Origin of the sequence: Agromyces sp. 3263 (assembly GCF_031456545.1) — a bacterium.
Taxonomy (GTDB): Bacteria; Actinomycetota; Actinomycetes; order Actinomycetales; family Microbacteriaceae; genus Agromyces.
The window spans coordinates 1,077,732-1,092,142 of record NZ_JAVDUV010000002.1 but is presented as its reverse complement, the minus strand read 5'-3'; the positions used below and the strand labels follow the sequence as shown (position 1 = coordinate 1,092,142).

The 14,411-nt window shown below is 70.5% G+C and carries 13 protein-coding genes; 6 read left to right on the top strand and 7 right to left on the bottom strand.

Annotated features, from left to right (window positions below; genetic code table 11):
• Positions 1–11 precede the first annotated feature (11 nt).
• Together J2X63_RS18330 and J2X63_RS18325 are read right to left on the bottom strand one after the other, a co-directional pair.
• Positions 12–2,396, bottom strand: coding sequence for a caspase family protein (locus tag J2X63_RS18330; protein WP_309979925.1), 2,385 nt, complete (start codon positions 2,394–2,396; stop codon positions 12–14).
• A complete protein-coding gene (locus J2X63_RS18325) occupies positions 2,393–4,633 on the bottom strand; it encodes a CHAT domain-containing protein (protein WP_309979923.1) in 2,241 nt (746 codons plus the stop codon). Before J2X63_RS18325 ends, J2X63_RS18330 begins: the two co-directional genes overlap by 4 nt.
• 269 nt (positions 4,634–4,902) lie before the next feature.
• Between J2X63_RS18325 and ychF the strand changes: the two genes are divergently transcribed.
• The 4 genes from ychF (at position 4,903) to J2X63_RS18305 (ending at position 9,141) form a co-directional block, all read left to right on the top strand.
• Positions 4,903–5,976 carry a redox-regulated ATPase YchF gene (gene ychF / locus J2X63_RS18320; RefSeq protein WP_309979921.1) on the top strand — a complete coding sequence of 358 codons (1,074 nt, stop codon included), beginning with the start codon at positions 4,903–4,905 and terminating at the stop codon, positions 5,974–5,976.
• A gap of 232 nt (positions 5,977–6,208) precedes the next feature.
• Positions 6,209–6,472 carry a hypothetical protein gene (locus J2X63_RS18315; RefSeq protein WP_309979919.1) on the top strand — a complete coding sequence of 88 codons (264 nt, stop codon included), beginning with the start codon at positions 6,209–6,211 and terminating at the stop codon, positions 6,470–6,472.
• A gap of 92 nt (positions 6,473–6,564) precedes the next feature.
• Positions 6,565–7,116: a hypothetical protein gene (locus tag J2X63_RS18310; protein ID WP_309979917.1), complete on the top strand. Its 552-nt coding sequence runs from the start codon at positions 6,565–6,567 to the stop codon at positions 7,114–7,116.
• Between the two features lie 57 nt (positions 7,117–7,173).
• A complete protein-coding gene (locus J2X63_RS18305) occupies positions 7,174–9,141 on the top strand; it encodes an ATP-binding protein (RefSeq protein WP_309979915.1) in 1,968 nt (655 codons plus the stop codon).
• Positions 9,142–9,313: 172 nt separating this feature from the next.
• Here J2X63_RS18305 and J2X63_RS18300 read toward each other — a convergent pair whose 3' ends face one another.
• The 5 genes from J2X63_RS18300 to J2X63_RS18280 are packed head-to-tail and all read right to left on the bottom strand — an operon-like array spanning position 9,314 to position 13,071.
• Positions 9,314–9,658 carry a LysR family transcriptional regulator gene (locus J2X63_RS18300; protein WP_309979913.1) on the bottom strand — a complete coding sequence of 115 codons (345 nt, stop codon included), beginning with the start codon at positions 9,656–9,658 and terminating at the stop codon, positions 9,314–9,316.
• Positions 9,659–9,718: 60 nt separating this feature from the next.
• The gene (locus J2X63_RS18295) at positions 9,719–10,321 is read right to left on the bottom strand and encodes a DNA-3-methyladenine glycosylase I (RefSeq protein ID WP_309979911.1); all 603 of its coding nucleotides are present in this window, start codon (positions 10,319–10,321) and stop codon (positions 9,719–9,721) included.
• Positions 10,314–11,951, bottom strand: coding sequence for a sodium:proton antiporter (locus tag J2X63_RS18290; RefSeq protein ID WP_309979909.1), 1,638 nt, complete (start codon positions 11,949–11,951; stop codon positions 10,314–10,316). Before J2X63_RS18290 ends, J2X63_RS18295 begins: the two co-directional genes overlap by 8 nt.
• Before the next feature lie 26 nt (positions 11,952–11,977).
• Positions 11,978–12,337 carry a cupin domain-containing protein gene (locus J2X63_RS18285; protein WP_309979907.1) on the bottom strand — a complete coding sequence of 120 codons (360 nt, stop codon included), beginning with the start codon at positions 12,335–12,337 and terminating at the stop codon, positions 11,978–11,980.
• Complete coding sequence (locus tag J2X63_RS18280) at positions 12,334–13,071, bottom strand: alpha/beta hydrolase (protein ID WP_309979904.1); 738 nt, start codon at positions 13,069–13,071, stop codon at positions 12,334–12,336. Before J2X63_RS18280 ends, J2X63_RS18285 begins: the two co-directional genes overlap by 4 nt.
• A 297-nt stretch (positions 13,072–13,368) precedes the next feature.
• Between J2X63_RS18280 and J2X63_RS18275 the strand changes: the two genes are divergently transcribed.
• Positions 13,369–13,674: an NIPSNAP family protein gene (locus tag J2X63_RS18275; protein ID WP_309979902.1), complete on the top strand. Its 306-nt coding sequence runs from the start codon at positions 13,369–13,371 to the stop codon at positions 13,672–13,674.
• 74 nt (positions 13,675–13,748) lie between these two features.
• Entirely contained in the window at positions 13,749–14,321 is a 573-nt protein-coding gene (locus J2X63_RS18270; protein ID WP_309979899.1) for a sigma-70 family RNA polymerase sigma factor, read from the top strand.
• The last annotated feature ends 90 nt before the right edge of the window (positions 14,322–14,411 follow it).

Genomic DNA, 14,411 nt, shown 5'->3' with positions numbered 1-14,411 from the left:
CGCGGGCACCGTCAGGTCTCCAGCAGGTCGGCGGTCGCGCGGAGGATCGCGATGACCGCGGCGGTGCGCTGGTCGGATGCCGCGGGGAGCGCTGCGAGCGGGGACTTGCCGTCGGTCGGCGCGAGCAGCTGCGGCACGCCGCCGGGCTGCGGCACGCCGCCGGGCTGCGGCACGCCGCCGGGCTGCGGAGCGCCGTCGGGCTGCGGAGCGCCGTCGGGCTGCGGAGCGCCATCGGCAGCCACGGCCGACGCGCTCGCCGTGCCGAGCAGGATGCGCCCGCCGAGCACCTCGTCGCCGTGGAACTCGGGCGTCTGGCGGCGGTTCTGGCCGAACTCCTCGACCACGGATCGTACGAAGTCCCTGTTCGAGACGGCGCCGGCGCCCGTGGCGAGCAGCGGCAGCGCCCGCCGCGTGAAGTCGCCCTGCCCGTTCGACTCCCAGGCGACCTCGGTGGCGCGGCACGCGCTGAACAGCACCTCGCGGCGCACCCCGGCGGCACGCGGGGCGGCGGGGGTGACCGTCTCCGACCCGAGCACGCGCGCGATCGCGGCATCCCGCACCGGATCCGGCTCCGTCGACCCCGTGCCGACACCTCGGTCGGCGCGGTACGCGGCCTCGTCCTCCCGGGTGAGCTCGACCGAGCGCGGGAGGGCATCGCCGATCGGCGTGAGGTCGACGCGCGGCGCCCGGTTCGCCGAGCCCGAATGGCAGCTGTCGAAGAACGCCGTGAGGCTGACGCCCTCGGGGATCACGTCCCAGATGCGGGCCAGGTCGTCGTCGATGATGAGGCGGCCCGCCGCGCGGAAGTCCACAGGGCACAGGGCCTCGTCCTTCGACTCGTCGCCGTCGTCCTCGTCGCCGTCGAGGTCGGGGACGAACGTGCCGTGCCCCGAGTACTGCACCGCCAGCACGTCACCCGGCACGGCGCTGCTGACGAGTTCGAGGATGCCGCGGAGGATCTCGTCGCGGGTGGCCGCGGCATCCGTCAGCTCGGTCACCTCGAACTGCTCGCCGCGCAGCGCCTCGGCCCACGCGTGCGCGTCGGCCACGCAGCCGTGCAGGCGGTCGCCCTCGTCGGGATACGCGTCGACGCCGATGCACAGCGCGCGGCGTGCACCCGTCCCGGGAGCGGCCGGGAGGCCGGGCGCACTCGGCGTCTCCGCGGAGCGCGAACCCCCGGTCGGCGACGGCAGGTCCTCGAACTCCGGCCAAGGCAGGACCGCCCGCGCCTGCCCCGCCGGGAAGGGCGTCACGTCGGTGACGCCGGCGATGCGGCGGGCGACGCTCTCCATCGTCGGGCCGTCGTTGTCGAAGCCGCCGTGCGAGGTCGCGGTGCTCGCCGTGCGCAGGCCGACGGCGTGCGGCGCCAGCACGAGCTCGCCCTTGGGGGCCGGCCCCTGGAAGAACTCCGCGAGGTCCACGTCGCGCAGGAGGAACTTCGCCATGCCGAGGATCGGCGTCGCCTTCTGCGGCTCGAACGATGCCGAGACCAGGTAGAGCAGCGACTTGTTGTAGATGCGCACGCACGTGTCGGCGCGCTCGGCCTCGTCGTCCATGGTGAAGATCGCGACACGCTCGATCTTGCCGCTGCGGGCGTGCGGCATGAGGAGTTTCGAGAAGGTGTCGACCCGCACCGCGGGCGCCAGCAGGTTGAGCGAGGCGATCGCCGGGACATCCGCTTCGAGCGCGGCCGGCAGCAGGTGCGAGTGGAAGATCGACCCTGCGCTGTGGCCGATGGCGTGCACCTCGACCTCGCCGGGGTGCTCGGTCATCCACTTGCCGAGGGCGCGCACGAACTGCTGCGCGCCGCCGCCCTTCACGGATGCCGCGGCCGCGTCGACCTTCATGTCGTTCCAGATCCCGCCGCCGCCGAGCAGCCGTGCGGCCACCTCGAGGAATCCGTCCTTCGCCTCGTCGGCCCAGCCCCGGCGGCCGCCCGACGCCCAGCGGCGCAGCGAATCCCAGATCGCCGTGCCCAGTCCGGTCTCCCACACGAAGTGGATCGGGTAGACGCCGTTCTCCTTCCACCACGCGACCTGGTGCTCGGCGATCGCGAAGCCCGACTCCTTGTCGACGAGTCCGCCGTGGGCGTAGAGCGCGATCGGCACCGGGCCGGGCTGGTGCGCGGCGACGAAGGCGGGAAGGTGCGTCGAGAAGATCTCGTCGATGTCGGCCGCGGTGGTGCGGAAGTCCTTCACGGTCTGCGCGGTGGAGGCCGCGCCCTCGGCGAGCCTGCCGTCCTCGAGGGTGATCACATGGGGCCTCAGGCCGGCGAGGGCGGCGGCCGTCAGGGTCGGGGCGCCGCGTTCCGCGGACGGCGCGGCCGACGGCGGTGCGGGCGAGGCCGTCGCGGGCGGCGGGGGAGCGGACGGGCTCGGCGGGCGTGCGGCGTTCATGGGTTCGGTCCTTCCGGGATCGGCTGATGGGGCGGGGTCGGTGCCGGCGCGGCCGGCTGCTCGACGCGGATGTGCGCGCGCGGGTGCGCGTACACGGCGTACGCGAGCTCCGAGAGGTCCGCGTCGGCGCGGGCTGCGGCACGCGCCGCGCGCGTCGCATCCGCGATCGTGGCGTCGTCGTCGGCGAGCGCGAGGTAGAAGGCCTCGACGAACGTGGACGCGGGGTCGTCGCCGACCGCCCACGAGCAGCCGACGAACGCGGCCGCGCCGCCGCGCAGGAAGGCCTCGGGGAACCCGCCGAGCGACGCCGGGCCCGAGGGCAGGCGGCCGATGTCGCAGGCGTTCAGGAAGACGAACGGGCCCGTCGCCGCGGCATCCGCCGGCCCGCGATCGGGCAGGTCGCGACGCAGCTCGCCGTCGGAGTAGCGCGCGAGCGGCAGGTCCTCGGTCTCGCTGAACGCGGCGAGCAGCAGCTCCTGCGCCGCCGGGGTGCCGTCGCTCCACCGGCCGTGGCCGGCGAAGTGCAGCAGGTCGAAGCCGTCGCGCATGAGCCCCGCGATGCCGTCGGCGTCGTCGGGGTCGATCGTGGTCGCCGAGAACCGTCGCTCGAGGAAGCCGCGCTCCTCGGAGGTGTGCGTGAGCCGCAGCCGCTGATCGGCGTAGTCGGGGCACACGAAGCGCACCCGGTCGGGTGCCACGGCGAGTTCCGTGGGGTGTGCGGTGTCGTACACCCAGCGGGTGAGCCCGTAGGCGCTCAGGAAGCGCGGGCGACCGTCGTCCTCGACGCCGGCGGGCGGGGGCAGATGCACGATCTCCCACGGGATGTCGAGCTCGCCGGCGGTCTGCACGATCAGCCCGTCGAGCGGGTCGGCCGGGTCGTCGGCGGCATCCCACAGGAACTCGAGCACCTCGGCGCTGAACAACGCCCGCGCGAGGCCCATGCCGAGCTCGCGCAGTCGCCGCGTGCCGTGCCTCGCGCGCGCGTCGCGATCGAGCAGGTCGCCGAGCTCCGACCGGATGCCGCCGATGCGCCGGTACGTGCGGGCGATGAGGTCGCCCTTGTCGGCCAGGTGGGTCGTGCACTCGCGCGCCTCGCCGCCGATCGCGACGCGGATGCGCAGGGTCGAGTCGGTGCCGACGATCGACTCGTCGATGCGGATGCTCGGCAGCGCCACGAGCTCGGGGTCGGGTTCGACGACCTCGGCCGCGACGCCGGCCGGCGACAGTTCGGGCCCCGCGTCGGCCGCCACGATCTCGGCGCAGAGCCGCAGGGTCGCGAGGGGGAGATCGGCGCCCTGGCGCACCACGAGCGAGACCTCGCCGTTGCCCGGGAACGGTGCGACGACGCGGAAGCGGTGCTCGGCGACCTCGGCCTCCGCCCGCGGAAGGCGCACGGCGATCGTCTCGTCGTCGCCCACGAGGCGGAATCCGCGCAGGGCGATGGTCACGGAGAGGTCGCGTGCGGCGTCGATGCGGATCGACTGGGTCGTGCTGCTGGTGCCGGCGGATGCCTCGAGCCGGCGCCTGCTGAGCCGGAACCGCACCTCGACTGGGGCGTCGACGGCGACGCGCCGCGGCATCTCGGCGTGCACGTGCGCCAGGGTGCGCGGCGTCGGGGGTTCCTCCGGGGCCGGACCGCCGCCGCCGCTGACGACGGGCCCTGGAGCCGGTGCGGGTGCAGGTGCTGGGGCGGGGACGGACGGCGCGGGCGCGGGCGCGGGAAACGGGATCGACCGCGACAACGGCGGCGGCGCCGCTTCGACCGGGGGCACCGCGGCATCGGGCGCCGGCTCGGCGGCCGCCGCATCCCCAGGCGGCTCGGCCCCGACCGGGGGCGGCCCCGCTTCGACCTCGGCGCGCGCGGCGTCGTACCGTCGGGCCAGCTCCTCGGCCTCGGCCTCGGTCGCGCACTCGACGGCGACGACGAGCCCGACGGCACCGCCGACGCGGAACGGCAGCGCCACCTCGAGCGCGTCGCGGTCGTCGCCCGTCGGCCGGAACGTGCAGAGCAGGTCGCCGAGCCGCACGAACACCACCACCCGGCGCAGGTCGACGGCGGGATCGAGCACGAGCAGCAGCACGGGTGCGTCGCCGCCGGTGCCCACGAGACCGGCTCGGGCGAGCTCGCGTCCGTCGGTGGGGAACGCCCAGCCCCCGGCATCCGGTGCGCCCACGACCCGCACGGCGCCACGCGCGCCGATCGCGGCGAGCGCCGGCGTCATCGTCCGGCCCTCCACGCGCGGCATCCGCGCGCTCGCCTGCCCATGGCGGACATCGCCGCCCCTCTCGCGTGCCTCGTTGCCGCTCGAACCTGAGCGACGCTCGATTCCCTCTGCGCGCAGCATACGACCGCGGGGAAGTCGCCCACCAGCGTTCGCGCGCTCGTTCAGTGCCGTCCCCGATGCCGCCGAGGGTCGGCACTGAGCGTCGGCGGGGCATCGACCGCCGACCGCGGTGCGAGAGCGGGCGAAATGCCCCGGTGAACCGGCGGGTACGATAGACCCCCGTGGCTCTCACTATCGGCATCGTCGGCCTGCCCAACGTCGGCAAGTCCACCCTGTTCAACGCGCTCACCAAGAACCAGGTGCTCGCGGCGAACTACCCGTTCGCGACGATCGAACCGAACATCGGCGTGGTGAACCTGCCCGACCCGCGGCTCGAGACGCTCGCCGGCATCTTCAACTCCGAGCGCATCCTGCCCGCCGCCGTGTCGTTCGTCGACATCGCCGGCATCGTGCGCGGCGCGTCCGAGGGCGAGGGCCTCGGCAACAAGTTCCTCGCGAACATCCGCGAGGCCGACGCGATCGCGCAGGTCGTGCGGGGCTTCGAGGACTCCGACGTCGTGCACGTCGAGGGCACCGTCGACCCGAAGTCCGACATGGAGACCATCAACACCGAGCTGATCCTCGCCGACCTCGAGACGCTCGAGCGAGCGATCCCGCGCTTCGAGAAGGAGGTCAAGAGCAAGAAGCTCGACCCGTCGGTGCTGACCGCGGCGAACGAGGCGCTCGAGGTGCTGCAGAAGGGCACGCCGCTGTCCGCGGCATCCGTCGACCTGGAGCCCGTCAGGGAGCTCGGCCTGCTCACCGCGAAGCCCTTCATCTATGTCTTCAACGTCGACGAGGCGGTGCTGACGGATGCCGCGCGCAAGGCCGAGCTCGCCGCGCTCGTCGCCCCCGCCGAGGCCGTCTTCCTCGACGCGAAGATCGAGTCCGAGCTCATCGACCTCGACCCCGCCGACGCCGCGGAGCTGCTCGCCTCGACGGGGCAGGAGGAGTCGGGCCTCGACCAGCTCGCTCGCGTCGGCTTCGACACGCTGGGCCTTCAGACCTACCTCACCGCCGGCCCCAAGGAGTCGCGCGCGTGGACCATCCACAAGGGCTGGAAGGCCCCGCAGGCCGCGGGCGTCATCCACACCGACTTCGAGCGCGGCTTCATCAAGGCCGAGGTCATCTCGTTCGCGGACCTCGTCGCCACCGGCTCGGTCGCCGAGGCCCGCGCCAAGGGCAAGGCCCGCATGGAGGGCAAGGACTACGTCATGCAGGACGGCGACGTCGTGGAGTTCCGCTTCAACGTGTAGGGGGAACGCGTGGCACCGCACTCTCACGGGGTGGTTGCGCTACGTGCCTCTATCGCGGAGCCGTCTCCATAGGGCATTCGGCCGGTGCATGGTGTCCGCACAACTTCGAGGTATTGCGCCCGCCCATGCCAGGCTGCCAATTCCCGGGTGAGGTAGCTTATGCCGGCAGCGCCGCCAGCACGGTGAATCTGGTGGATGCCTTGCAGGAGGCCGACATGAGAGCATGGCGGGCATGGGCCTCTTCGATTCCGTCTCTCGCGCTCTGGGCAGCCTCCGCCCGCTGTCCGACCAGGAGCTCGAGGACGAGCGCGAGGCAGTGAGGGAGCGCTACGTCTTCTCCGCCGACGTGGAAACGGCGGACGCCCTGTATCACGAGATGCATCGCTACGACGAAGAGATGACCCGTCGTGCTAACGAGGCGTATGCCAGCGAGCACCCGAACCCTCCCGAGCCGCGGCGGCGGGAGCACGGCTGGTATCTGCCAAACGACGACTGAACGCTTGATCGTCATTGGTCCGCGCCCGCAGTGCCGCCGGCAACGGCCGGAAGCACCCTCGCCGTCTCTGGGCAGCATGACAGGATCGGACCATGGACATCCTCGCGCTAGTCATCTCAGCACTGTCGCTGATCGTCGCGGGCGTCGGGACCTACCAAGCCAACAAGCGCGCCAACGAAGCACTCGCCGAGTCGCGCAAGGCGGCCGAGGACGCACGCTGGTTCGCAGTGCAGGAAGCCGTGCAGCGCCTCATCGGGTTCGATCCCACCGCAGAGCCAGTGGGGGAGCGGCTGGCCAATCTGCGCATCACGTCGATCGCGCTCGTGGACCAGCTCGACGGCTGGGAAGGCATCGACTCGTGGCTGGAGGCCGAGCGCACGCTGGGAGCAACCATCGGCCGTCAGGTGATGGACGCCGCCAAGCCCGGCGACACTGTTGGCCGGCGGGTGGAGAACCTCGACCCGCTGATGAGCTGGGCGCACGCATTGAGCAGCAACTTGCGCCATTTCCGATCGGTCGGCCATGACACGACTGCCCTTGCCAAGCTCCAGGCCAACGCGGAAGAGTTGGTCAAGGACATCCATGCACGTCACGGCTGGGATCTGCCTCCGCAGACCAACCCCCGGATCCAGCCGCTGGAGTAGGTCGCGCGCGCGACCGCCGTCACGCCGCGTGTCGCCGCCGACTGGCACACTGAGGTCATGCCTCGAATCACGCTCACCGCTGGAAACGACTTGGTCCAGCGTCTCGCTGGCGAGACTGACCCGGTGCGAGCGGTCATCGAGCTCATCTGGAACAGCCTCGATGCGGACGCCAACAAGGTGTCAGTGACTCTTGACCGCAACATCGCCGACGGCATTGTCGGTGTGACCGTTCGCGATGACGGCCTCGGCATGAGCCCGGAACGCGTCGAGCAGGACTTCAAGTGGGTGGGGAACTCGTGGAAGCTCGGAGCGCGCGTCACCGAGCGCGAGAAGCGACCTCTGCACGGCAGGCTGGGTCAGGGGCGTCTGCGCGCCTTCGCGTTGGGAACCCGCATCACGTGGGAGACGGTCGGCCAGGATGCAACGGGCGCGTTCAAGCAGACACGCGTGTCATCGACTGTTGACCGTCGCAACGATTTCTCGGGCCCCGATCCTGTCGACGCCCAGAGCCCGACCTACACGGAGTTCCGAGCTGAAGGGCGGGACTCGCTCGGCAGGCTCGAAGGCGACTCCGCGCGGCCGCGCATCGGTGCCGCCCTTGCCCTTCATCTGCTAACCTTCCCGTCGATCGAGGTCTGGTACGACGGAGTGAAGATCGACCCGGCCGCGAGCATCGAGCGCGAGACGACTCACGAGCTGAACTGGTCCTACGACGGTGTTGAGCACCGAGCCGCGCTGAAGGTCGTCGAATGGCGAGATGTGAAGGGCCGGACGCTCTATCTCTGCGACGACAAGGGCGTTCCGGTCGATGAGACACCTATTAGGCGCTTCGCCGACTTCAACTTCGCAGCCTACGTCCTGTGGGACGGCATGACGGAGCACCCCAACGAGGTGATGCTCGTCGATATGGAGCAGGAAACGTCGCTGCTCGGCTCCCTGATGCAGGTCGTGGACTCCACGCTCGAGGATCACTTCGAGGCTCGCCGTGCCGAGCAGCGTCGCGAGCTCGTCGGTCGCTGGAAAGAGACCAAGACATACCCGTACGAAGGTGATCCCGCCTCGGACGAAGAGGTCGTCGAACGAGCAACCTTCGACGTTGTTGCAACGGCTGTGCGCCGGCACATCCCCAAGGCGCGTGGCCAGGAGAAGCTGACGCTGGGGCTCCTCAAGGACACGCTCCAGCGGAACCCCGATGGTGTGAAGACGCTCCTGAACCAGTACGTCGGTCTCACCGAAGGCGAGAGCGAAGAGCTCGACCGGCTGCTTGAGCGCACGCCGCTCTCGAGGCTGATCCGGGCGACTACCGACGTGACCGACCGCCTGGACTTCCTGAGCGCTCTTCGCGAGATCGTCTTCAACCCCGAAGCCAAGGGACTGGTCAAGGAGCGGGACCACCTGCACAAGATCCTGGAGCGCGAGAGCTGGGTGTTCGGAGAGCAGTTCAACATGATGAGCTCGGAGATAGGTCTCACCCGAGCGCTCGAGCAACACCTCAGCATGCTTGGCCGGGAGGGTGAGTCCACCACGAAGGTCACCAAGACCGATGGCAGCCAGGGCCGCCTTGACCTGATGTTCTCGCTGGCGGCCCCCGAGCACGAGACGAAGCGGCACCTGGTTGTGGAGCTGAAGGCCCCATCGGTAGTTGCGTCGCACAAGGAAGCCAACCAGATCAAGGGCTATGCCCGCGCCATCGTCGAAGATCCACAGTTTGCCGGCACCCACACTGTCTGGGACTTCGTGCTCGTCGTGAACGACTACAACAACGATGTGAGGCGAGACATCAACCAGCGTGGTCGCGAGTCAGGGCTGCTCGATGAGTCCGAGCTCGACCCGAACTCCCCGCTGCGCTACAGGGTCTGGGTGCGGCGCTGGTCGGAGATCCTCGAGTCCGCGGACCAACGCTTGCTGTACTACAAGCGCGGATTGCAGCACGACGCTTCGCTCCTCGACGTCAAGCGGTATCTGCGTGAACACCACGCAGACGTGCTGCCGGAGGGGCTGTTCTCAGAGGGTGACGAGGACTAGCTGGCATCATCGGTGCCTGGTTGCTAACTGCGGGCACTCTTGCAAATGGCGGCACAACACAACCTCAGGGAGCAAGACGTGAAGCATCCGCGCGCTAGAGGTTGGTATGTGCGGCGACATTGTGGAGTTCCGCTTCAACGTCTGACCCCGGGTCGAGGCAGAGCTCGGCTGCTCAGCGGCCCTGGCGCTTCTTGTACGGCTTGGGCTGGCCCTTCACGATGGGCGCACGCCCCTTGCCCTTCGAGGCCTTCGCCTTGCCGCCCGCCTTCGCTGCGGGCTTCTCGGCGGGAGCCGGCGCCGCGGCGATCTCGTTCCTGGCCTCCTCGAGGAAGAGGACGCCGACCTTCGTGAGCTGCGTCTCGCCGTGCCGGGTGAACAGCGGCTGCCCGATCTCGGCCTCGAGCTTGTCGATCGACGAGTAGAGCGACGCGAGGGGGATCCCGAGCTTGTCCGCGGCTCGCGGAAAGTGCAGCTCCTCGGCGACGGCGACGAACCGTCGAAGCAGGGTGATGTTCACGAGGAGCCTTCCGTCGGTCGGCGCGAATGCCGGCCGCGTCTCAGGGTACGTGAGTCGGCGTCATCGCTCGAGCTCGTCGCCGCGGAAGCAGCCGACGACGTGATCGTTCACCACGCCGATCGCCTGCATGAAGGCGTAGGCGCTGGTCGGACCGATGAACACGTATCCCTCCGCCTTCAGGCGCCGGCTCAGGGCCTCCGACTCGGGGGTGTGCGAGGGCACGGCGGCCCCCGGTGACGGGCGCTGGTGCTCGCGCGGTCCGGCGTCGTTCGCCAGGTCCGCGAGGGCGAACTCCGACGTCGCCATCACCGCGGCATTGCGGAGCGCCGACCGGATCTTCGCCTCGTTGCGGATGATCCCGGGATCCTCCAGCAGCACGGCGACGTCGGCGTCGTCCATCTGCGCGACCCGCGCCGGATCGAAGTCGTGGAAGGCAGCCCGGAACGCGGCGCGCTTGTGGAACACGGTGAGCCATCCGAGGCCGGCCTGGAAGATCCCGAGGGTGAGTGCTTCGAACACGGCGCGCTCGCTCCCACCCGGCGTGCCCCACTCGTGGTCGTGGTAGGCGAGCAGGGCCTCGTCGCGCTCACGCGCGGTGGCCCACGCGCAACGGCTGCGCGTGTCCGAGCCCGTCGAGGCGGTGCCGGACGCCCAGTCAGACATGGCCACGCCTGCCCGGCGAGCGGGTGTCGGCCGGCTCGGGACGCGGCCCAGCGGCATCCGGAGGCCTGGTGATGGCATTCAATGAGAGCTCCTCTGCGTCGATGGCTCGAAGGACGAACTTCACCGCGGTCTCGGGGAACCGGCCCTCGCTCCTGGCGGCGAGGACGGCGTGGCGTTCCTCGGTGATCATCTCGCGCCGGAGCCGCGCGTACGCGGCGAGGAAGGACTCGGAGGACGGATCGGTCACCGGGTGCGCGAGCGAGTCGGAGATGAGGGTGGCGTTCGCCCGGAGCTGCGACACGACGCGCTCCGCGTCGGCCTCGCCCGTCTCCAGTTCGAGCCGGGCGAGTCCGGCCGTGTGCGCCTCGGCCATCAGGGTCTCGCGTTCCATCTGCTCCTGGGCGGCGTTCGGCGGCGGCAGGTGCAGGCGCCGGACGAGCAGCGGGAGCGCCAGCCCGCTGACGAGGGTCGCGACGACGATGACGAAGGCGACGAACTGCAGGAACTCCCGGTCCGGCGTCATCTCGGGGAGCAGGAACACGGCCGCGAGCGTGACGACGCCGCGCACGTTCGCCGCGGCGATGACGACCGCGTTCTTCCACTGCACGTGCTGCCGGCGCAGCCGCCGCGGGCCTCGTCGGAAGAACCAGGCGACGGCGAGCACGAACACGAACCGGGAGACGACGAGCGCCACGAACACCACGCTGCAGATGCCGATGGTCTCCCACAGGCCAGGGCCGGTCCGGACGGCGCCCTGCAGGATGCTCGCGAGGTTGAGCCCGATGAACAGGAACACAGCGTTCTCGAGGAGGAACTGGATGGTCCGCCAGTTCACCGACTCGGCGATCCGCGCCTCGGCGGACTGCACGACCGGCGAACGATACCCCAGGTACAACCCCGCGATGACGACGGCGAGCACGCCGGAACCCAGCACGGCCTGCGCGGCGATGAAGGCAAGGTACGGCGTGATGAGGGCGAGGCTCGTGTCGAGGACGGGCGACCGGAGGCGCGAGCGGATGAACGCCATCGTCCAGCCGATCGCGAGGCCGACGGCGACGCCACCCACCACGGCCAGCAGGAACGCGCCAGTGACGAGCAGCGGGCTGAGCAGCATCGTCATCGCGGCGATCGCGGCGTTGAGTGCCACGAGCGCCGCGGCGTCGTTCAAGAGGCTCTCGCCCTCGAGCACGGTGACGACTCGACGTGGCAGCGCGAGGCGGCCGGTCACGGAGGTGACGGCGACGGTGTCCGTGGGGGCGATGACCGCCGCGAACGCGAACGCGGCGGCGAGCCCGATTGCAGGGAGCAGCAACGACGTCGTGAACCCGACGACGACCACCGTGAAGGCGACCGTCCCGACGGAGAGGATGAGGATGCTGTCACGTCGCCGGCGCACGTCGAGGAACGAGGTCCGCACGGCCTGTGCGAACAGCAGCGGAGGCAGCACGCCGTAGAGCACCAGCTCGGGCTCGACGTGCACGACGGGGACGACGGGCACGAACGACGCGATCCCGCCGACGACGACGAGCACGACCGGCGCCGACCAGTTCAGCCGCCTGGTCAGGCCCGTCACCGAGACCGTCACGAGGACGAACGCGACGGTCCAGACGACGGCGCTCACGGGATCCATCCGCGCCCCTCGTTCAGCGCACTGCCTCAGTCCACGTGCACGAACGTGGCCAGCGACTGCGTCGGGTCGACGAGGTAGGTGGAGAGCATCATCCCCGTGCCCGGGCCGAGGTCGCGCGCGTTGTGGGCGGTGCCCGGCGGCATCAGGAACGGGTCGCCGGCGTTCAGCAGCAGGGTCGGCGCGCCCTCGATCCGCATCTCCACGGTGCCGGCGAGGATGTAGCCGATCTCCTCACCAGGGTGCGTGTGCCAGCCGGACTCGACCCCGACCGGGATCTCGGTGAGGACCTGCACGATGTCCCTGCCCGGAATCGACGAGGCCTGGTGCTGCAGTTCGGTGCGCTTCAGCTTCGTCGCCAGCTCATCGATCGGCTCGGTGTCGCTCACCGCGACCCTCCGACCTTGTCGAGCGCGCGGAGGATGACGTCGGTCACCGGTTCCGGCTGGGAGACCATGATGAGGTGCGAGCCCTCGAGCTCGAGCAGCTCGGCGTTCGCGCGGCGCGCCATGGAGAGCAGCACGTCGGATCCCGCCGCCTTGTCGCCGGTGGCGACGACGGACCAGGTCGGCAGGTGCTTCCACGCGGGCGGTCCCGACTTCTCGTCGAACGCCGAGGCGGCGATGGGTCGTTGGGATACCGCGAAGGCGTTCGCCTGCGCCTCGGGGAGGTCGCCCGCGAACACCGCCGGGAACTTCGCGATGTCGACGTACAGCTCGATCGCCGTCTCGTCGCCGACCCCCGTCGGGAACTGCGCCTGGACGAGTGCCGGTCCGAGGGCGCTGTCGCGGGAGGTTCCCTCGGCCTCGCCGAGCGCCTCGTTCTCCTCGGGCGCGAACCCCGACACCAGCACCAGTCCCTTCACGTTCGACGCCTGCGTGGCGGCGTTGGAGATCACCGCACCTCCATAGGAGTGCCCCACCGCGAGCACCGGGCCGGGGATCTGGGAGATCACGCTCGCGATGTAGTCGGAGTCGGAGCGCAGGCCCCGCATGAGGAGCCCCGGTGCGCGAACGGGAACGCCGGCGGCGAGGAGTCGCTCGATCACGGGGACCCAGCTTCCGGCGTCGGCGAATGCGCCGTGCACGAGCACGACGGTCGTGGGTTCTGATGTGGTGGCCATCTTCGTCTTCCTTCAGTCGGGGTGTCTACGGATGTCACAGGGTCGGGCACGGCGTCGGGCAGCATGGCGACGCAGCCGACCATCCAGTCGCGGGCCCCTCGCGGTGGTTGGGTACTTCCTTCACATGGCACCTCGATGTGTGGCGAACCTGTCGTCTCGAACCCCGTGCACGCTCAGACTGGCACAGATGCTGAGATTCCTTCAGGGAACTTGCTGTGGACGAGCTCGGCGGTCGGTCTCGCAAGATTGGCAGGCATTCACGCCGTCCCGTCCCGAGATGGATGCGAGCGTGGACCCATGATCACCATCCACCTGCGCTACGAGATCGACCCCCACAAGCTGTCCGACTTCGAGGAGTACGGCCGGCGATGGATCCACCTCGTGAACCGGCTCGGCGGCACGCACCACGGCTACTTCCTGCCGAGCGAGGGCGACAGCGATGAGGCGTTCGCGCTCTTCACGTTCCCGTCGCTGGCCGAGTACGAGCAGTACCGCACCGCCGCGACGACCGACCCCGAATGCGTGGAGGCCAACCGGTTCGGCGCGGAGACCCGCTGCTTCCGGCGCTACGAGCGGAGGTTCCTGACCCCGATGTTCGACTGAGGCGCTCCCGCCTCGCGCGCGAGGAATTCCGTCGTTCCGTGCAAGACTCGCGGCAGATCCGACACATACCGGGTGTGAGGATCGCCAGCACCGCAGCCGACACCGACGCGACCGAGGGGGTGGCGATGCCCGAGGGCGCCCACCAGCCCGCGACCTCCGACGAGGTCGCCTGGTTCACCGCAGTCGTGCGCGAGCACTCGACGGCCCTCGTCCGCTACTTCGCGCGCCGGGGGCCGCGGCAGGACGCCGAGGACCTCGCGGCCGAGGTGTTCACGACGGCCTGGCGCCGCCGCGCCGACGTGCCGCCCGACGCCGTGCTCCCGTGGCTCTACCGCACCGCGGGCTTCACGCTGGCGAATCACCGGCGCAAGACCATCGACCTCGCGGTCGACGAGGTGCCCGAGTCGGGGGCGGTTCGCGTGAGCGACGACCCCGAGCTGAGCACCCTGTTCGATGCCGAGCTCCGTGGGGCGCTCGCGAGCGTGGGGGAGCGCGATCGGCAGATCCTGCTCCTGCACGCGTGGGAGGGCCTCGACGGCGCCGAGCTCGCCGAGGTGCTCGGCATCTCCCGGTCGGGGGCGGATGCCGCGCTCTCACGTGCACGCAAGCGCCTCCGCGAGGCGTGGGGCGAGCGGCTGTCGTTCTAGGCACGGCACGGCACGGCACCCGCGCCGGGTCCTGCGGCGTCCCTGCAAGGTTCCGGCCTCGTCGGACATATCCGTCTATGAACGCAGTCA